This window comes from Corallococcus macrosporus, assembly GCF_017302985.1.
Lineage (GTDB): Bacteria > Myxococcota > Myxococcia > Myxococcales > Myxococcaceae > Corallococcus > Corallococcus macrosporus_A.
In genome coordinates this window covers 417,931-436,058 of sequence record NZ_JAFIMU010000017.1, presented here as the reverse complement: position 1 = coordinate 436,058, position 18,128 = coordinate 417,931, and the positions used below count along the sequence as shown (strand labels likewise).

Sequence of the window (18,128 nt, the reverse complement as noted above, 5' to 3'; positions counted from 1 at the left end):
CGACCGATCGTGATTCTCGAACGGTCTCAAGCTGCGCGTCGAGCGGAGGCGACGCGCAGCAAGGGGCTGGCGGACTTCTGGGTGTTTCGTGCGTCGAGGTAGGCGTCCACCTCGGTCATGAGCGCCTCCATCTTCTTGCAGCGATGGTTGCGGGTGACGTTGGCGTGCACGTCCCACCACACGCGCTCGATGCGGTTGCCCTCCGGGCAGTACGGCGGCAGGAAGTGCAGCACCAGCCGCTCACCCAGAGCCTCCAGCGCCTTCTGCGTCTTTTTGCTGGAGTGGGTGGCGGCATTGTCGAGGATGAAATGTAGGCGCTTCGCTCTGGGATAGGCGGCGTCCACGGCGCGCACCAGGTCGATGAAGAGCGCACTCGTCTTCTTCTCCCCCTGCACCCAAGTCATCCGGGCCGTGCTCGCATCCAGCGCCCCTGCCACGAAACGCTTCTGGTTGTTGCCGGGAGTGACGACCTCTCTGCGCTGTCCGGGCAACGTCCAGTCGGGGCCGATTTTCGGGTTGAGGTGCACGTCCATTTCATCCTCGAAAAGCACGGGCTCGTCGGGCCGGGCGAAGGCCGCACGGCATTTCAGCTGCCAGAGGCGCCGTCGACGTCGGCGCTCCGGCCAAGGGCAGCGCACCACGGGACGCGGACGCCTTCTGTGGGCTCCCACCGAGGCCAAGGCGCGTCCCATCGTCGCGGGCGAGACGCGTACCCGGCCTCGCCTCTGCACCTCACGCACCAGCAACTCGCGCGTCCACGTCGTGCGCCGCCAACCGGACTGCTGCGGCGTGCCTTCCAGCACCCGGCGCAGCGTCTGCCGAAATCGCTCGTCCACTTTGCGTGGCCCATTCTGAGCGCGCCTGTCCGAGAGGCCTTCTCGGCCTGACTTCTGGAAGCGCTGAACCGCGGACACCACCGTGGACGTGGCGCACAGCAACTGCCGCGCTGCTTGCGCCCGTGACTGACCACTGGCCACCTTCGCTACCGCCAGGCACCGCCGCAGGGTGAGCGGGCAGCCAGTCCTCTCTCCCCAGCGAATCAGCCGCCTGCGGTCAGGACATCGCAGGCGCAGCTGTTGCCTTCCCTGAGGCAGGGCTCGCTTCTTCATCCGGTTCTTGCGCACACAAGGCCGAACGGCGCGAGCTCCTGCCCCTTTCCTTCAGCTCCCAGCGCCTGCCTACCCTCCGAGCCGATCGGGATTCATGCGCGGTCGTTTAGCAGCCCAACTTGTTGCCGGTGCTCACGCAGAGCGGCTGGCGGAAACAACCTCATCATGTGCTCTCAGCGTGCACTACTGGCGCCTTTTGCCCAAAGCGGCGTGCGCCTGCCTTCACACCGCACGCAGGCGAACACGTCGAAGCCGAACGTCCTCCTCACCTGCCTGGGGGAACAGACGCGACCCTTTTGACACTCCAAGCAATACCGGAGAAACTTGAAATATGAGATTTCTAAATTTGTCCACCCTGACTGTGTCCTGCCTCGTTCTCGCCAGCCCTGCCCACGCGGCGCCTACACAGAACAAATTCGTCACCATCTTGTATGAGACGTGGGCGGACTATTGGCTATCGATTTTCGGGCCGACGAATGCGTGGTGCCAACTTCCAGCCCCCTACGACGCGAGCTGTCCTGTAGCGGATCAGTCGGTGGCGGAGTGCCCCTACTCGTCCTACCACTGGTGGGGCTCGCCCGCGCTGTTCAACGGGGACATCAACCAGTACCGATTCCGCAAGGCGGACGGCACCGCGAACAATGCGCTCATCGACAATCACGCGAGCCTCCTTGCCGCTGCCGGAATTGACTTCATCACCATCGACTACTCGAACAGCAACATCGGGGACTCGCGTTTCAACGATGCCACCAGCACATTGCTGATACGCTTTCGAGAACGGCTGGCTGCGGGCCAAGCCACACCAAAGGTGGCCTTCTTCAACTCAGGGGGCTCGCACTCGACCCTCTACAACACGTTCTACACGACATTTCCCGCCAGCCTCTTCTTCCACGTGGGCGGCAAGCCGCTCCTGATGTCCAATGACTGCACCGGAGCAACCCAGTTCACGTGCAAACCCATCGCAGGACTGCGAAACAGCACCGCCACTTGGTCGTTCAAGGAGCAAACGCCGCAGCCGTACTACTCAAACAACGGCTGGCCCGAGGAAATCTCCGTGGTGCCGGCGACCCAGGCGGAATACATGAACAGTTGCCGCGGCAATGCGGTGGGGCGCCGTGGCGGTGCCACCCTGGACGAGCAGTGGTCGAGCGTGACGGGCATCAACCCCACCTACGTCTTCGTGACCGGATGGAACGAGTGGGGCTCGCAGAACGTGAACACCGGCAGCTTGTCCAGCGTGTATCCGCGCCTGCGCCCGCTCCTGACCGACGAGTGGAATCCGGAGTTCTCCTCGGACTTCGAGCCGATGCATGGCGGACACGGCACCTTTTATTACGACCAGCTCAAGGCGAAGGTGAAGCAGTACAAGCGAAATGCTCCGAACTTCGTGCTCCGGAGCATCAGTTCGGGCAACTGGTTGTTCAAGTACTATGGGGGCGGCAACGACCTCGGGGGCTCGAACTTCACCACGACGTTCCCGTGGGCAGCCGGAAGCCAGTATCAGCCCATCACCGGCGACTTCGATAACGATGGATACAGCGACATCGCCGTGCGAGACGTGCGAAACGGCGTGTGGCACTTCGCGCGGCGAATTTCTCCGTATGCGTACTCGAACACGGTGAGCTTCACCTGGGCCGTGGGCGCGCACTTCCAGCCCCTCGTCGCCGACTTCGATAACGACGGGCGCACCGACATCGGCCTGCGTGACACCACAACCGGCGCCTGGCACTTCGCCCGCCAGGTGGGGCCCTACACGTACACGCACAACAACAACTTCACTTGGGCGGCCGGTGGAAACTACCAGCCCTTTATCGGGGACTTCGACCAGAACGGCCATACCGATATCGGGCTGCGCGATACCGCCAATGGCGCGTGGTACCTCGCGCACTGGATCACCCCCTACACCTATTCGAACGCGCTCACTTTCCCCTGGGTACCGGGTTCGAACTACCAGCCCATCACCGGCGATTGGGACGGTGACAACAGGCAGGACATCGGGATGCGTGATTCCACGACGGGATACATCTTCTTGCTCAACAACAGCGGGACGTTCTCCTTCGGGAACCAGGAAATCTACAGAGGACCCTCCGGCGGCGATTACCAGCTTCTCGTCGTGCCGAATTTGCCGAACGGGCCGTGAGCCCCGGCGCTGTCAAAGTGCAGGAGCGAGTTTGCTTGGGGCGCGGCGCTTCCCGAGCGAGGCGGGCGCTCGGTTTTTGGGGTGGAACTCCCAGGGGGCCGCGAGCGGATCACCCCTGGTGAGCCGCATGTGCCCTCAGTGTGCCCCTCCAGCGGGGATGAGAACGGGACCGCGACCTGCTTGGGTCATGCTTCGTCGCCCACTTGGTTTGAGGGAGGGCGTGCCCAAGCAGGGCACGGCACGTCCTCGGGGCCCCCGCTCGGATGCGGGAGCCCCGAGGCACGGCGGCCTACTTGCGCAGCTTGAACAGCAGCACGTCGGAGCGCCGGGACCGCGGCGTGTACCAGGTGCCGTCCATCTCGAGCGCCTCCTGCAGGCTGCCCGCCACCACGACGCCATCCGGGGAGGACGCCAGGTGGAGCGCATACGTGGACGTGAGCCCCAGCACGCGGACCCACCGGGACTCCAGCCCGGGACCGAAGGCCGCCAGCGTGGGCCGGGGCCGTTCATCCTGGCTCCAGCCGACGTCGCCCAACCCGACGAGGTTCCCCGCGCCGGACTGGATCGTCACGATGTTCCCGGCTCCGTCCACCACCATGTCCGTGAACCCGCCGTGCGCGAACTGCCGGAGGGCCACGTCCCCACCCGTAGCGGTGAGCACGCCCACGAGCGCGTCCCGGGTCCCTTCATATTCCTCTGGCTCGCGGCTGACGTACTGCTGCCCTGCGAACGACAGGTACCCATTGAAGTTCCCGGTGAAGGCGATGCGCTGGTCGGGCAGCACGCCCACGGAGGTCACCTCGCCGTACCGCATGCTCATCACCCGCGCCCAGCCGAATTCGCCTCCGACGCCATACCGGGCGACGAAGCCTCCGCGCTCCGCGACGGTGCCGCCACCGAAGTCGGTGTTGCTGGCCGCCTGACCGCCCACGATGACGCCCTCGCTGGCGTCCACGGCGACGCTGTTGGCCCGTGTGCCCACCAGGTTCGTCCCGACCAGCGCGCGCGACCAGAGGTGCGCGCCATCCCACTGGAGCTTCAGCACGTAGGAGTTCGGGTACGTGTCGTCGTACGGGAACGGCTTGCCCGAATACAGCGGCCCGTTGCCGAAGTCCGTGTAGCCCCAGAACGTGCCGACGACCACCGCGCTGCCATGCGCATCCGTGGCCAGGTCGAGCACCTCCATCGGGTTGTCGTAGTAGTTCTCCGGATCGCTCGGGTCACCGAACCAGGCCCGGAAGCCGCGCGTCCAGTCCACAGTGCCGTCAGGCTTGAGCTTCATCACCACCATGCCGGAGCCCTGGGGCAGCGGCCCCTTGCCCAGGTCCGGTGCCCCGTTGTAGCTGCCGGCGACCAGCACGTTGCCCACCGTGGTCACCACCACCTTCTCCAACAGCACCCCTGCCTGCGGGAAGGAGCGCGTCCACGCGATGCTGCCATCCGCACGGTGCAGGGTGACGGTGTGGCCTGACGGGGCGAGCGGGGTCCCCGTGCCGTAGAGCCGGGTGACGACCGCGAACCCGCCATCCGGCGCGGGCGCCACGTGCTGGGGAGTCTCCGCCTGCGCGCCGCCGTCCTGACGCACCCAGGCCGTGGTCCCCGAAGGCTTCGTGCCCCGGTACGAGCAGAACGGGTTGCTCTCATACGTGATGACCAGCCGGGGCGCGCCCCCGAGGATGTGGCGCTCTTCCGCGTCCGTGGAGACGAAGCCCACGCTGTTGGTGCTGTCCGGCAGCAGCGCGAACGCATACGTTCCGGAGGCCGTCACGGTGTTCGTCACGTCCAATTCCACCCACGAATCCCGCGCGACGGCACCCAGGTCCACCAGCGGCTCGCCCACTGTCGCCGGGCGGTGGTTCCAGTCCGTCGTCGCCCCGTCGAACGTCGACGCCCGGTAGAGCCGGGGCCCGTTGCCCGTGCCGTCAATGGCATACAGGCGCAGCGCCACCCGCTGGATGCGCTCCGGCCGCGGCTGGACGTCGAAGCGGAGGAAGGCCTCCGCGCGGGGATCCCCGTCCACCCGCAGCGAGGCGTGGTGCTGGAACTTCTGGTCCGGCGCATCCGCCGCGGCGTAGGTGTCGTGCAGCGCGCTGACGGGGACCTCGACATACTCCGTGCGAGTCAAACACGCGTCCGTCGGGGCCGTCTTCGCCGCGCCCGTCCAGACGAGCAGCCGGGGACGGAGCGACGCATCCGCGCTCTCCCGCGAATAGAACGTCACGCCGTCGCTGGAGGTCGGGTACAGCCCGAACGTCACGTCCCCGTTGCCACGCACCAGGTCCGTCACGTCGTAGTCCACCCAGCTCCCCGTCGCGAGCCCCTGCGCGTCCTCCACCGGGCTGCCCGTGCGGGCCGGCCGCGAGCTCCACGTGACGCTGGCCTCGCTCCACGGCAGCCCCGTCAGCGCGTACACGGCCGGGCCATCATCCGACCCCGAGCTCACGTACAGGCGCAGCACCGCGCGCTGCACGGCCTCCGTCAGCCCCTGCACCGGGAAGCGCAGGTAGGCCTCCTGCATGGGGGCGCTGTCCACCTTGAACGTCGTGGCGCCGCCATACGCCGTCCCTGGACTCTCCGCGTCGACGAACGTGTCGCCGCTCGCGGAGAACAAGACCGGCGCTCCGGAGAGCGTGAGCGGCGCGGGCGGCGGCGGTGGGTTGTCCTCGGCGGACTCCACGGTGAGGACGAGCTGCGGCTTGTACTCGAAGGACTCGCTCGAGCCGAACGTGAGGCTGTCCGTGCCCTTGGCCGACAGGAGCATGTCGACGCTGTAGTAGCGGCTGGGGATGTACATGCCCGACACGTCGAGCTCCACCCAGGTCCCGCTTCGCACGGGCCCCTCGCTCGAGGAGAGCCAGGCGTCGCTCCAGTCCGGCCGGGTGTTCCACGTCACGCTTTCGTCCCAGATGTGCACGCCCGGCGAGTCGTGCACGGTGACGCCCTGGGCCGCGTTGTTCATCGCGAACAGGCGCAGCCTCGCGGACGTCACCGTCCCAGAGACGGGGAGCGCGGCCCCGGAGAAGCGCAGGTACGTCAGCGCCTCGGGAGTTCGTGAGACCTTCAAGGTGGAGGAACCGCCGAAGCTCGTGTTCGGGGACGCGGCCTCCACATGCGCGTCCTCCGTGGGCGTCAGCACGACCGTCCGCGTCGTGAGCGCCGCGCGCTCCGTGCCGGCGGTTTCCGCCCCGGTTTCAGGTGAACCTTCTTCCCCTGTCAGTGGCGCTCCGCACCCACTCAGGGTCGCGAGCACCACTCCCATTCCCCACAACATCCCTGCGATTGTCATTCGTCTCACGCTGACGCTCCCTCTGGGACCACGAAGGGAGGACATGAGCAACGGTTGAGCCAGCCATTGGGGCTGTGGCTGCTCCCGGGGAGATGTTCAATGCCAGCCATTCATCCAGGTCCGCAAGGGGGACATCCTCCGCGGGAGCTGCTGTCGTGGTCCGCCCTCGCATCCCCGGGAGCATCCATGACGCAGTCCAGGACGGCCGTACTTGCGCTGATCATCACCCTCGCGCTCGCCCCCTCGGTGGCCACGGCGGGCCAGAGCGCCTCTACCCGCTGGGCGGCGAGCCGGGGTGACTTCCTCACCTGGCAGCTCAGCGGCGTGGCCCGCGCGGCGGATGGCTCGCTCCAGTTGCTTCCAGGCCAGTCCTGGTCCGGCACCGACCCCTACGGGCCGGGCGGCTACTACGGCGGCACCTATTACAACGGCGGCTCCTTCTTCCAGGGCGAGGCCACGAGCCCTATCGTCTCCAGCGCGTTCGGCTTCCGTGAGGCCATCGCCTCCTGGGAGGCCACCACGCCCACGGGCACCTGGGTGGAGACGCTCGTGCGTGTGCAGGTGGGCGGCGCCTGGACGAAGTGGTTCAGCCTGGGTGTCTGGGCTTCGGACGCCTCCACGGTGCAGCGCCACTCGGCGGACTCGCAGGCGGACACCGTGGCGAGGGTCTCCATCGACACGCTCGTCGTCACCGCGAAGAAGAGCGCCGCGACCGCGTGGCAGGTGAAGGCGCGGCTGTTCAGCGCGAACGGCGTGGCCACGCCCGTGCTGCACGCCAGCGCGCTCACCACCTCCACCTCGCCGGAGACACGGCCCACCGTGCCCGCGGGCAACCCGGCCCGCTGGAACCAGGTGCTCGCGGTGCCGCGGTGCTCGCAGATGGTCTACCCGGACGGCGGCGAGGTCTGGTGCAGCCCCACGTCCACGGCGATGGTGCTCCAGTACTGGACGGCGGACACGCGGGGCTGCGAGGCGAACGTGCGCGCGGCCGTCGCCGGTGTGTATGACTGGTATTACGGCGGTCACGGCAACTGGCCCTTCAACACCGCGTACGCGGCGGGCCAGGGCTTCCAGGCGCACGTGGCGCGCTTCACGAGCTTCGCGCAGTTGGAGCCGTGGCTGTCCGCGGGAGTGCCCGTCATCCTCAGCGTCGCGTGGGGCAAGGGTGAGCTGACCGGCGCGCCCATCCCCTCCACCGCGGGCCACCTCCTCGTGCTCGCGGGCTTCGACGCGGTGGGCAACCCCGTGGTGAACGACCCGGCGGCCGCCAGTGACACCGCCGTGCGGCGCACCTACTACCGCTCGGAGCTGGAGCCGCTGTGGCTCTCGCGCTCCGGAGGCACCGCGTACCTCGTCTACCCCCGGGACTGGCCGGTGCCCGCGCTGTAGGTCTTTCAAGGCGATTCCGCCTCCGAAGGACTTTTGTCGCGGATCCGCGCGCCGGTTCCAATGGCGCGCGTCATTTTATGCCACGCTTATATTTCTGATATTCCAGCTACTTCTGAATTTCCTCATTTAAGCGTGGTCATGGCTAGACTGCGGCCCTCATCCAACGGGGTATCCGCATGGCCATGGCAATGATTCCGGAGCGCGTGGGGAGCCGCGCCACCTTCCTGATGGTGTCGTTCCACGGGAAGGGGAAGATGAAGGGCCACCTGCTGCGGGTGCTGGATCAGGCCCGGGAGCTGGTCGCGCGGGGGCACCGGGTGCTGGTGTTCACGGACGGCGATGCGCGGGAAGAGGTGGAGGCGGCCGGAGCGGAGCTGGTGCCCTACCAGCGCTACCGGGAGATTGGCGAGCGGATGACGCACGCCAGTGGCACCCTGCCCTGGTGGGCGAAGCGCTCGCGGGTGCTGTACATGCAGCACATGCTGCGCAGCTTCCGCAACGCGTGGCTGGACAGCGCTCGCGACTACGCGCAGGAGCTGGAGCCGGTGCTGCGCGACGAGCGCGTGGACTGCGTCGTCTACGACTTCTTCTCCGTGGGCGCGGGCTACGCGGCGGAGCGGGTGGGCATCCCGTCGGCCAGCCTCTGCAATGCGGGAGGCGCCATCGACGCGGCGGGGCTTCCGCTGCTCATGCGCAAGTGGGCCCTGGGCCGGTGGGTGAGGAAGCACGTGCCCGGGCTGGCGCATTGGCTGATGGACCGGGTGCTGCCGCTGAGGCGCGTGCGCAAGGAGTTGGGGTTGCCTCCGCGCGCCACGAAGCAGGCGGAGTTCTTCCAGGCGCTCGCGTCACCCCAGCTCAACATCCCCATGGTCCCCGCGGGCTTCCTGGAGGGCATCCCCCTCCGGGACCACCAGTTGCTCTCCGGGCCCATCGCGTTCGACGGGGGCGCCAGCGAGGACGCGCCGCTGGGGCTGCTGCCCGGCACCGTGCTCGTCAGCACGACGACCGTGGGTGGGGATCGCGGCCTGCTGGGCAAGGTCCTGAAGGCGGTGGACCCCATGGGGGTGCCGGTGCTGGCCACGTCCGGGGACAGCAAGATTCCAGAGGGGCTGGGCGCCCATGTGCGGGTGGAGCGCTTCGTGCCGCACGAGCAGGTGTTCCCGCATGTGGCGGCGGTCATCACCCACGGCGGCTGGGGCACGGTGGGGCGGGCGCTCCGGCACGGCGTGCCGATGCTGATCATCCCGCTCTTCTCCGACCAGCCCCTCAACGCGCACCTGGCCCACGAGCAGGGATTGGCCTACCACCTGCCCTTCGCCCAGGCGACCCCGGAGGCCATCCGCGAGCGGCTGCAAGCGCTGCTGTCGGACCACGCGCTGCACGCGCGGCTGAAGCAGGTGTCCGCGGAGCTGCGGGCACGGCGGACAGAAGCCCCGGCGTCCGATGCGCTGGAACAACTGGCGCTCGGTGAGCGGCGCTTCCTGGCCCCGGCCAGCGTGCCTGCGCCCGCCCCCGACGCCCCGCTGCCAGCGGACTACCTGACGACGCGGACGGCGGGGAACACGCGGCTCACATCGCAGCGGTAACCGTAGGGCGTCGGACCACCATCAGCAGCGCGGGCCCATCCGGGGTGTCCAGCGTCCGCACCGGCTGGAACCCTGCCTTCGCATAGGCCCGGATGGCGCGGGCGTTGTCCGGCGAGGGGTCCGTCTGAACCTTCGTCACCGCCGGGTCCAGGAACAGCTTCGCCACGAACTGAGCCACCAGCCGCGTGCCCAGCCCCCGTCCCAGGTCCTCCGGGTGCGCCAGGTACTGGTCGATGCCGCGCGCCCCCGGGTCCCGCTCCTCGCGCCACCACGCGGGCTCCGCGCGCATGACGTCATAGGCCTGGAGTGACGCGCTCGAACTGGAAGCGCGCATCCGAGGTGGCGTCGGTCGTCATGCGGCCCATTTCTCCCATGCTTTGGAATCGATTATGGAGACCGCATGAGCCCTCCGGACCATCCGCCCCTCGACACCGTGGCCATTGTCGCCAGCGTGAAGACCACTGCTGAAAAGACCTGGAAGGAGTCCGTGGATACGGAGCGGGGAAACCCAGCCGACGCCGGGTTCATCAGCTGGAGTACCCGCCTCAGCGATCCGCTTCCCATGACGTGGCCCCTCGTGGAGCCGGCGTTTGCCTTCTACGCGTACGCCAGGGGCATGAATCCCATGCGCCTGCGGGACGGAGAGTTCGTCGGCCCCACCTGGGCCCGGATCACCTGGTCGGCGAAGGGCCAGAAGCCGGAGCTCACGCGCCTGGACACCCGGCTTGCGTCTCACGGGGTCCAGGGCGTGCGGCCGCTGAAGAAGGAGGAGATGGAGGCGCTGAAGGTGAAGCCGCTCGACTTGCTCCTGGGCCCGCGGACGAAGGCCGCGGATCAGCAGCTCAAGGCCTACTACTGCCTCCAGCGCTCCGTCGGAAACATCCCCCCGGAGGCAGTCACCGCCCATGCCGCGTTCTTCACGTGGCTGGACTGCAAGCCCTAGTCTTTCGCGCGAGTCAGCGCTTCAGCCACATCGGCTCGCCGGGGCACAGCCGGCAGCGCGCTTCACCGTTGGCGCAGGAGGTCGCGCAGGACGGGAGCACCGCGCGGGCCGAGCTTCCGGCGCGGTACAGCAGGTCCTGGTACGCGATGGAGCCCACGATGGGGTGCATGCTCTGGAACTGCACCACGGTGGCTCCCGAGCGCTTCAGCCGGAAGGCCGGCGTCCCCACCGCCAACGCCGTCCGGATGGCCTGCACGCCGCCCGCCGTCTTGTCCTCGCCGTAGGTCGTCGTGCCCTGCGTGATTTCAAGCCGGCCCGCCGACGTGAGGAAGCCCACCAGCTCCACCTCATTCGTCGCCGGGCACCCTGCCCTGCACACCGCGAGGTTCGCGGACGTCTGGGTCGCCGGCGCGAGCGACGCGCTCTGGATGCGGTGGTTGTAATACAGCACGTCGCGCTCGATGGTCGGCCGCGTGCCCGTCTTGAACCACTGGATGTAATACGCGGTCATGTCGTACGCGGGCCACTGCTTCCCCGTCGACGGCCGGATGTTGTGGTGCTCGTGCTGGTCGTTCCAGGTGACGATCTGGACTTCGTCCAGGCCGTCGGCGATCACATTCTCCCAGATGGAGCGCAGCGTCAGCGAGTTGCGCGCCTCCCAGAAGGCCTTGTCCTTGGGCCGGTAGTCCTGGCTGCTCATCGGGTGGATCCACGACTTGCCGTACCCGGCCGCCTTCGTCTTCAGGCTCCCGGAGTACCCGGACGTCGTCGTCACCGGGACGGCCGTCCCCCACCCCGCGTAGGCATCGCCCACGGTCTTGTACTCCTCGAAGAGCGCCGTGCTCCCCGTGCCCAGGAAGACGGGCACCACGTACAGGCTCATGCCCAGCTCCGTCGACGCGCGCTGCTTCACGGTGGCATAGAACGCCGCCGTCCGGCCCTGCGCGGCGGGGTTGAACAAGCCAACGACATACTTCCCATCCGGCCGCCGCAGCAGCGCCGTGTAGTTCTTCATCTGGCCCAGGATGCGAACCATCAGGTCCTGGTCCCCCGCCTGGCTCCCCGTGCCCAGGATGGTCATGTCGAAGTTGGGGATGATGTCGAAGCCGCCAGCCTGCGAGGCCGCGTCGGCAATCGTCTTCGCCCGCGTCCACACCGCGCCGTTGTTCACGTCGCTGTCGGTCCACAGGTTCAGATAGAAGCCGTCGATGCCAATCCTCGCCGCGAGTTCAATCTCGTCCTTCGCGTCGCGAAGCCGCCAGTCCGTCTCCGTGCGGGGCAGTCTCGGGAGCGGCCGCTCGCGCATCATGCCGCCGTAGGCCGCGTGGGTTCCGCCCTCGCCGTTCACCGCGATGTAGTTGCGCTCGTAGTAGTCATTGGACGTCGGGTTGGTGTTGTCCATGGACACCGGGTAGTAGTGCCAGTGCGCGTACACCCGCTTCGCCGAAGCCCGCAGCGTGGTGCGCGGTACCGCGGTGAACGGCCACTCACACGGGCCACAGTCCGGCCCGCAGTCGACTCCCGTCTCCGTGCCGTTGCGCACCCGGTCCGAGCAGGTCGCGGCGGGCGTCACGCTCAGCGGGAAGCTGGACTGGTTGTCGCTCTCGTGGGTCTCCGCCGGCAGCCGGTTGATGTCATCCACATGCGCGAGGAGCGTGTGGGTCCCCGACGCGGCCGGCGCGGTCCACACCTTCGTCCCCGACGGGCCGGAGTTCGCGGTGAGCGTGACGCTGCCCCCTGGAGCGATGGAGCTCGTGTACGTGTCCGACCACGACACCTGGGTGCCATTCACCCAGAAGGAGAGGCCGTGGACGATGCCCGCGGGCGTCGCGACGTTCCCCGCGTTCTTGATGGTCGCGCTGAAGGTGACGGCACTGCTCGGGACCACCGTGGTCGGGCTCACGCCCGTGACGACGAGGTTGTAGCCGTCCACGAGCGCATCCTGCTGTGACGCCAGGGACTCCTGGAGCGACTCTCCGCCACAGCCCATCCACACCGCCAGCAGCCCCAGGGACAGGGCCTTCCACGCGCTCTTCGAGTTGTGCATCGCCGGGTGCATCCAGAAGCTCCGTTCCATGAGCAAGCCGGCTCATTGTCTGGGCAAGGCGGAAAGGGTTGCGTCGGGAACGGTGATGGCCGCGCCCTTTCCGCCCGCCCGTTCGAAAGTTCTACCTATGTCGCACGCGGCGACCCGAACCATCGGGTCAGGGCCTCACGCAGGCCCTGGTCCGTTCCCTCCCCGACCCACGCGACGTGTCCGTCCGGTCGGATCAACACCGCGACAGGCGCCGTGACCGCGCCGAGCACCGGAAGCTCCCACGCTCCCGCGTAGCGAGCAGCGACCCGCTGAACCCGGTCCGCCCAGGGCGTGATGTCGAGCGTGCCGGGCTCGCCCAGGTCGAGCAGCACGGGCCGCGCGCCGTGCAACAGATGGAACACGCGCCGCGGGCCATCCGGGGTGGTTACGTCGAGGTCCGGCATGCGGCGCCCGAGCAGCGGGTGTCCGGTGCCCAGGTCGTAGTGGATGTCCAACCCAGACATCATCGCCGCGTACTGCTTGCGGGGGGCGTCCATCTTCAACAGCTCGGACAGCGTCTCGCGCACGGCGTCCATGCGCGCATCCCCCCGGCTCAGCGCGGTCTGCGCCATGGTCTTGCGCAGCGCACGGGCCGCGACGGGGTGCCGCTCGGCCTGGTACGTGTCCAACAGGCTCTCCGGCGAGACGCCGCGCACGACCTGGGCCAGCTTCCATCCCAGGTTCACGGCATCCTGCACGCCGAGGTTGAGTCCCTGCCCGCCCATCGGCGAGTGCACGTGGGCCGCGTCGCCGGCCAGGAGCACCCGCCCGTTGCGGTAGGACGCCGCCTGCCGAGTCATGTCACTGAACCTCGAGAGGTACGTGGCGCCACGCAGGCCGAAGTCCGTCCCGTAGAGCGCGACGAGCCCCGCGCGCAGGAGCTCGAGGGTCGGCGCCTCGCCCGTGACGACCTGCTCCTCTCTCAGCACGACGCCCACGCGTCCACCCTCCGCCGGGCCCATGGCGTAGGTGCCCTTCTCATCCCTGCGGATGCCGAACGCGGGCGTTCCGGTCATTTCGACCTCGGCGATGAGGTAGCTGATGGACGCGTCCCATCCGGGGAACTCGATGCCCGCCGTCTTGCGGACGAAGCTGCGTCCGCCGTCGCACCCGACGAGGTACTTCGCCCGCAGCGCACGTCCGTCGGACAGCGTGACGTCCACGCCCGTGTCGCCCTGCGCGAAGCCCGTCAGCTCGCACCCTCGGTAGACGGGCACCGCCAGCTCACCCACCCACTCCGCCAGGATGCGCTCGAAGTGCTCCTGCTTGAGCGCGAGCCCGTGGTTGTGCCGTGTCGGGAAGTCGCTGAGGTCCAGGGGTGCCTGCCCGAACGCGACGTTCTGGACCGCCTGCCCTTGCGAGGTGAAACGCTCAGCGACACCCCGTTGGTCGAGCACCTCCAGGCTGCGCGCGTGCAGCCCGCGGGAGCGCCAGCCGATGACGTCCTGACTGCCGCGCCGTTCGACAATGGCCACGTCCACCCGCGCCAACGCCAGCTCCGCCGCCAGCATCAGCCCGGTCGGGCCCCCTCCCGCAATCACCACCGCGTGCTGCGTCCCCACGTCCGTGTGCATCTCAGCCTCCCGTTCCTGGGTCGAAACGGGCGATGGTGGAGCATGACCGGGGGGGCTTGCGGCAACACCCGGGTTCTGGCATTTGCTGGCAGTGGAGAAGAGGTCCGCTACCGGGAGTAGATCCCTTGCAGGAACCTTCTCAGCCCGTCGACGACCCCCTTGCGGACATTCGCGTGGTAGAAAGAGTCCTTCTCGAAGTGGGGAGACAGACGTCTCCGCGCTTCCGGAAGGTGGTGAAAGGGTATCGAGGGGAAGATGTGGTGGGTCATGTGGTACTGGGTTCCCACCGGACAGAAGAGCAGAGTGCTCAGACCTCTCTCTTCAATCTCGACACACTCCGCGATGTGCTCATCCCACGGGATGGGAGCGTCCCCCAGGCTGAAATACTTGTGGGTCACCGCGAGGGCCCGGATGCCGTTGACCCCGCCCACGCAGGTGATGATCGACGCCCAGACGACGATGGCGCTCCAGTGAAGCCTGCCCGCCAGAACGAAGAGCACCAGGGCCCAGAGATAGACAAAGGTGACCATCTCCTGAAGCGACCAGGACTTCAGCTCGGACGCATCCTCGCTGATCCGACGCGCGAAGCGGGACTTCATCCCCATGAAGGAGGCCTCCCTCAGCACCAGCCGCCGGAGCCTGGAGTGGAGGTAGCTGACGGGCGTCAGGAGGCAGAACCGGAGGATGCCCAGGTAGGGGAGGAAGAGATTCATCCCCAGGAATTCGATGAGGCCCAGGGTCGGGGCCTTCTTGAAGTTGATGTACTCCGGGTCCAGGCTCGTTCCGTACTTCCGTGAGTGATGGTCCAGGTGGTTGTCACCGTAGATGAAGGCCGGAATCGCAAACAGGCCTCCTACGAGGATGTTCCAGGCCCAGAAGAACGAGCCGAACCTCCTTTGATCCAGGTGGGCAAGCTCATGGGTGAACGTCACGGCGTGGTAGACGCAGATGACGGAAGCAAAGAACACACAGCAGAACACGAGGTCGAACCGGAGGCTGTTCGCCCTGTGCAACAGAAAGCCCAGGGAGGCCCAGGACAGCAGGGTCGCCAGGAGGAAATAGCTCCAGAACACCCGCATGTCGGGCTCCAGGAGATCACTCAAAAGCGGCTTCAATTCCTTGAATCGGATTTCGCTCACGGCTTGCTCACGGCTGGATTTCGGGGGAAGTGGCGTCAGGACCAGGCCAGGGCAGGCACGGAACGGGACGGCCGGGAGGGCGCCATCGGCTGCGGGAGCACGAAGGGCAGCACCGAGCCCAGGTGTGCCCGCTCTTGCGGACCAAGGGCTGCAATGACATCCGGGCGCAGCCGGGTCAGGTGCGCCACCGCTCGCGCCCGAGTGCCCTGGAAGCGCTCCAGGAAGTCTGGCTCCGCCGGGAACTGGAAGCCGGGTTCCTCCCGCACAATATAGAAGTGATAGGGGTTGGAGAGAGAAGGACGGGAGCCAAAGCGTTGCAGCATCTCACGCGGGGCGTCCTTCACCCGCAGCCGCAGGCAGATGGCCTGGGCCTTCTCCGACAGTCCCTGGTACCTGCGCTGATTTCCCACGCGCTCGACCGGGAAGAAGCTGCGATACAGCACCTCCACGTCGGGATGGACGGTCAGCAGCATGTCGTCCACGCCCAGCAGGGCCGCGGTCCGGTACACCATCTTGTTGAGCAGTTGCACCACGCCCACGCTCCGGTGGCGGCGGGTGATGCACAGCGCCCCCACCTCCGCCAGCTTCCGCCCCTGGGCCCGCAGTTGCCCCAGCACGTCCGCGAAGGTCTTGTCCGAGGGGATTCCCAGCGGGGAGTCCACATGCAGTGACACCGTTCCCACCACCTCGTCGGCGACCTTGGCCACGAGGATGACCGTCGAGGGGAGCAGCAGGTGCGGCGTCACCTGCACGCCCTCGGGGCGCGGGGTGATCAGCCCACGGTGCACGTAGCCTTCATGGAGCACCCGCGCGGCGGCCTCCAGCTCCGCGGGGCTCTCCGCCACCTTGACGCTCACGCACGTCAGGCTCGCGGGGTCGATGCGGGAGAGCGAGCGGACCAGCCGCCCCTGCATCTCCTGGGGAAGCCATCGTAGACATTGACGGACGAGATGTTTCATTGCCGGCCCGTTGAGCAAGTCCTGGACCACCCAGAAATCACGCGAACACTCCCGCAGGGCTTCACACTGCGTGTTGGACTTGACAGCGCGCGAGCCGTGGACAGTTCCCCACAGTCTGTTGGGCAATGCCTACGCACGCCGGATGCGAAGCCATGATTTTTTCATTGCACTCCGCGCGCCCCAATGCATCTTTAGACAGACACCTCCGCGCGTGCCGCCGCAAGTGATTGCGACCCTGCCGCGTCCCCCACTCCGCCAGCTCACGGGTCCACTGCCATGTCTCTCGCTTCTTCCACCGCCCTGTCCTCGCAGACCCTGGAAGCCCTGGCCGGAATCGTCGGTCCGCAGTGGCTCCGCACCGGAGAGGAGGCAGGGAAGCGGGGCACGAGCACCACGTCCGTGAGCAGGCGTGTCCCCGCGGTGGTCTTCCCCGCGTCGACGCGTGAGGTGGTTGCCCTGGTGGAGCTGGCCAACGCGCAGGGGCTGGCGCTGTACCCGGTGAGCACCGGCCGGAACTGGGGCTACGGCTGCGGGGCGCCCGTGCGGGATGACTGCGTGGTGGTGGACCTGTCGCGGATGAACCGCATCGTGTCGCTCGACGCGGAGCTGGGGCTCGTCACCGTCCAGCCCGGGGTGACGCAGGGGATGCTGAGCCAGTACCTCCGGGAGCACCGGCTGCCCTTCCTGGTGCCTGTCACGGGGGCCGGCCCGGACTGCAGCCTGCTGGGCAACGCCCTGGAGCGCGGCTACGGCATCACCCCGCATGCGGACCACTTCGGCGCCATCACCCGGCTGGAGGCGGTGCTCCCGGACGGCTCGCTGTACCGGTCCGCGCACGGGGACCTGGGGGGACAGCGGGTGGACCAGGCCTTCAAGTGGGGCGTTGGCCCGTACCTGGACGGACTGTTCTCCCAGAGCAACCTGGGCATCGTCACCGAGCTCACCTTCGTGCTCGCCCGGAGGCCCGAGCACCTGGAGGCCTTCTTCTTCTGGGTGCGCGACGACGCGGGGCTGGAGGACGCGGTGGGCGCCATCCGAGAGACGCTGCGGGACCTGGGCGGGGTGGTGGGCGCCATCAACCTCCTCAATCCCCAGCGCGTGCTGTCCATGGTCGCGCCCTACCCGCGCAACCGGGTGCCGCGCGGGGACGTGCTCTCCGCGGAGCTGCTGTCCGAGCTGTCCTCCCAGCATGGCGTGGCGGCGTGGACGGGCACCGGAGGCCTGTACGGCACGCGCGAGGTGGTGCGCGCCGCGCGGAGCACCATCCAGAAGAGGCTGGGGCGGGTGGCGCGTCGCCTCGTGTTCATGGGGGCGGACCGGGCCCGCATGCTGAGCCAGTGGGTCCCCCGGCTGCCAATGGGACTCGGCGCGAAGCTGTCGCCGCAGGTGCGCACCCTGTCCAACGTGATGAGCGTGCTGGAGGGCGTTCCCACCCAGATGGCCTTGCCGCTGGCCTACTGGAAGTCAGGCCGGCGCCCGCCGGAGGGCGTGCCGCTGAATCCGAACGCGGATGGCTGCGGGCTGCTCTGGACCTCTCCGCTCGTCCCCATGATGCCGGAGCTGGTGCGCACCTACGTACGGACCGTGCGGGAGGTCACCGCGAGGCACCGCCTGGAGCCGCTCATCACGCTCACCTCGCTGTCCGACCGCTGCTTCGACAGCTCCATCCCGCTGCTGTTCGACCGGGAGGATCCGGACGAGGCCGCCCGCGCGCTCGCCTGTCAGCAGGAGTTGCTGGACACCTGCCGCCGCGAGGGATTCCTGCCCTACCGCGTGGGAACCCACACCATGCGCTGGCTCGCGGAGCAGGCGCCCCAGGCCTGGCGGCTCACGGAGAGCCTCAAGCGCGCCCTGGACCCGCGCCAGGTGCTCGCGCCGGACCGGTACTCCGGCGTGTAGTCCACCGGGACATGGGCCCCCGCGCTT

General features: G+C 68.0%; 12 protein-coding genes. 5 read left to right on the top strand and 7 right to left on the bottom strand.

Features of this window, described 5'->3' with window-relative positions:
- Nucleotides 1-26: 26 nt before the first annotated feature.
- A complete protein-coding gene (locus JYK02_RS38110; RefSeq protein WP_431603473.1) occupies nt 27-1,109 on the bottom strand; it encodes an IS630 family transposase in 1,083 nt (360 codons plus the stop codon).
- A 346-nt stretch (nt 1,110-1,455) separates the two neighbouring features.
- Here JYK02_RS38110 and JYK02_RS38105 point away from each other — a divergent pair, with 346 nt between their 5' ends.
- Entirely contained in the window at nt 1,456-3,249 is a 1,794-nt protein-coding gene (locus JYK02_RS38105; protein WP_207057874.1) for an FG-GAP repeat domain-containing protein, read from the top strand.
- Nucleotides 3,250-3,538: 289 nt separating this feature from the next.
- On the opposite strand, the gene JYK02_RS38100 is transcribed toward JYK02_RS38105, so the two are convergent.
- On the bottom strand, nt 3,539-6,385 hold the full coding sequence (locus tag JYK02_RS38100; protein ID WP_347402679.1) for a DUF7594 domain-containing protein: 2,847 nt from the start codon (nt 6,383-6,385) through the stop codon (nt 3,539-3,541).
- A 336-nt stretch (nt 6,386-6,721) separates the two neighbouring features.
- Here JYK02_RS38100 and JYK02_RS38095 point away from each other — a divergent pair, with 336 nt between their 5' ends.
- Both JYK02_RS38095 and JYK02_RS38090 read left to right on the top strand, forming a co-directional pair.
- Nucleotides 6,722-7,924: a peptidase C39 family protein gene (locus JYK02_RS38095; protein WP_207057873.1), complete on the top strand. Its 1,203-nt coding sequence runs from the start codon at nt 6,722-6,724 to the stop codon at nt 7,922-7,924.
- Nucleotides 7,925-8,100: 176 nt separating this feature from the next.
- Nucleotides 8,101-9,510 (top strand): glycosyltransferase, encoded by a 1,410-nt coding sequence (locus JYK02_RS38090; RefSeq protein ID WP_207057872.1) that lies wholly within the window; start codon nt 8,101-8,103, stop codon nt 9,508-9,510.
- Here the strand turns inward: JYK02_RS38090 and JYK02_RS38085 are convergent.
- On the bottom strand, nt 9,494-9,844 hold the full coding sequence (locus tag JYK02_RS38085) for a GNAT family N-acetyltransferase (RefSeq protein ID WP_207057871.1): 351 nt from the start codon (nt 9,842-9,844) through the stop codon (nt 9,494-9,496). The genes JYK02_RS38090 and JYK02_RS38085 overlap by 17 nt on opposite strands.
- Nucleotides 9,845-10,072: 228 nt before the next feature.
- Between JYK02_RS38085 and JYK02_RS38080 the strand changes: the two genes are divergently transcribed.
- Complete coding sequence (locus JYK02_RS38080; protein ID WP_207057870.1) at nt 10,073-10,453, top strand: hypothetical protein; 381 nt, start codon at nt 10,073-10,075, stop codon at nt 10,451-10,453.
- A 13-nt stretch (nt 10,454-10,466) separates the two neighbouring features.
- Here the strand turns inward: JYK02_RS38080 and JYK02_RS38075 are convergent, their stop codons facing one another.
- The 4 genes from JYK02_RS38075 to JYK02_RS38060 all read right to left on the bottom strand — a co-directional run bounded on the left by JYK02_RS38075 (nt 10,467) and on the right by JYK02_RS38060 (nt 16,202).
- On the bottom strand, nt 10,467-12,530 hold the full coding sequence (locus JYK02_RS38075) for an endo-1,3-alpha-glucanase family glycosylhydrolase (protein WP_207057869.1): 2,064 nt from the start codon (nt 12,528-12,530) through the stop codon (nt 10,467-10,469).
- 95 nt (nt 12,531-12,625) lie between these two features.
- Nucleotides 12,626-14,104: an FAD-dependent monooxygenase gene (locus tag JYK02_RS38070; protein WP_207057868.1), complete on the bottom strand. Its 1,479-nt coding sequence runs from the start codon at nt 14,102-14,104 to the stop codon at nt 12,626-12,628.
- A 107-nt stretch (nt 14,105-14,211) separates the two neighbouring features.
- Nucleotides 14,212-15,243 carry a fatty acid desaturase gene (locus JYK02_RS38065; RefSeq protein ID WP_207057867.1) on the bottom strand — a complete coding sequence of 344 codons (1,032 nt, stop codon included), beginning with the start codon at nt 15,241-15,243 and terminating at the stop codon, nt 14,212-14,214.
- Between the two features lie 35 nt (nt 15,244-15,278).
- Complete coding sequence (locus JYK02_RS38060) at nt 15,279-16,202, bottom strand: N-acyl amino acid synthase FeeM domain-containing protein (protein ID WP_207057866.1); 924 nt, start codon at nt 16,200-16,202, stop codon at nt 15,279-15,281.
- Nucleotides 16,203-16,478: 276 nt separating this feature from the next.
- Between JYK02_RS38060 and JYK02_RS38055 the strand changes: the two genes are divergently transcribed.
- The gene (locus tag JYK02_RS38055) at nt 16,479-18,101 is read left to right on the top strand and encodes an FAD-binding oxidoreductase (protein WP_207057865.1); all 1,623 of its coding nucleotides are present in this window, start codon (nt 16,479-16,481) and stop codon (nt 18,099-18,101) included.
- Nucleotides 18,102-18,128 lie beyond the last annotated feature (27 nt).

What these genes read in the sequence shown, in the direction of transcription:
- JYK02_RS38070 (WP_207057868.1), bottom strand. Translation starts at nt 14,104, where the DNA reads ATGCACACGGACGTGGGGACGCAGCACGCGGTGGTGATTGCGGGAGGG.
- JYK02_RS38095 (WP_207057873.1), top strand. Translation starts at nt 6,722, where the DNA reads ATGACGCAGTCCAGGACGGCCGTACTTGCGCTGATCATCACCCTCGCG.
- JYK02_RS38060 (WP_207057866.1), bottom strand. Translation starts at nt 16,202, where the DNA reads ATGAAACATCTCGTCCGTCAATGTCTACGATGGCTTCCCCAGGAGATG.
- JYK02_RS38110 (WP_431603473.1), bottom strand. Translation starts at nt 1,109, where the DNA reads ATGAAGAAGCGAGCCCTGCCTCAGGGAAGGCAACAGCTGCGCCTGCGA.
- JYK02_RS38090 (WP_207057872.1), top strand. Translation starts at nt 8,101, where the DNA reads ATGGCCATGGCAATGATTCCGGAGCGCGTGGGGAGCCGCGCCACCTTC.
- JYK02_RS38080 (WP_207057870.1), top strand. Translation starts at nt 10,073, where the DNA reads ATGACGTGGCCCCTCGTGGAGCCGGCGTTTGCCTTCTACGCGTACGCC.
- JYK02_RS38075 (WP_207057869.1), bottom strand. Translation starts at nt 12,530, where the DNA reads ATGGAACGGAGCTTCTGGATGCACCCGGCGATGCACAACTCGAAGAGC.
- JYK02_RS38055 (WP_207057865.1), top strand. Translation starts at nt 16,479, where the DNA reads ATGTCTCTCGCTTCTTCCACCGCCCTGTCCTCGCAGACCCTGGAAGCC.
- JYK02_RS38085 (WP_207057871.1), bottom strand. Translation starts at nt 9,844, where the DNA reads ATGCGCGCTTCCAGTTCGAGCGCGTCACTCCAGGCCTATGACGTCATG.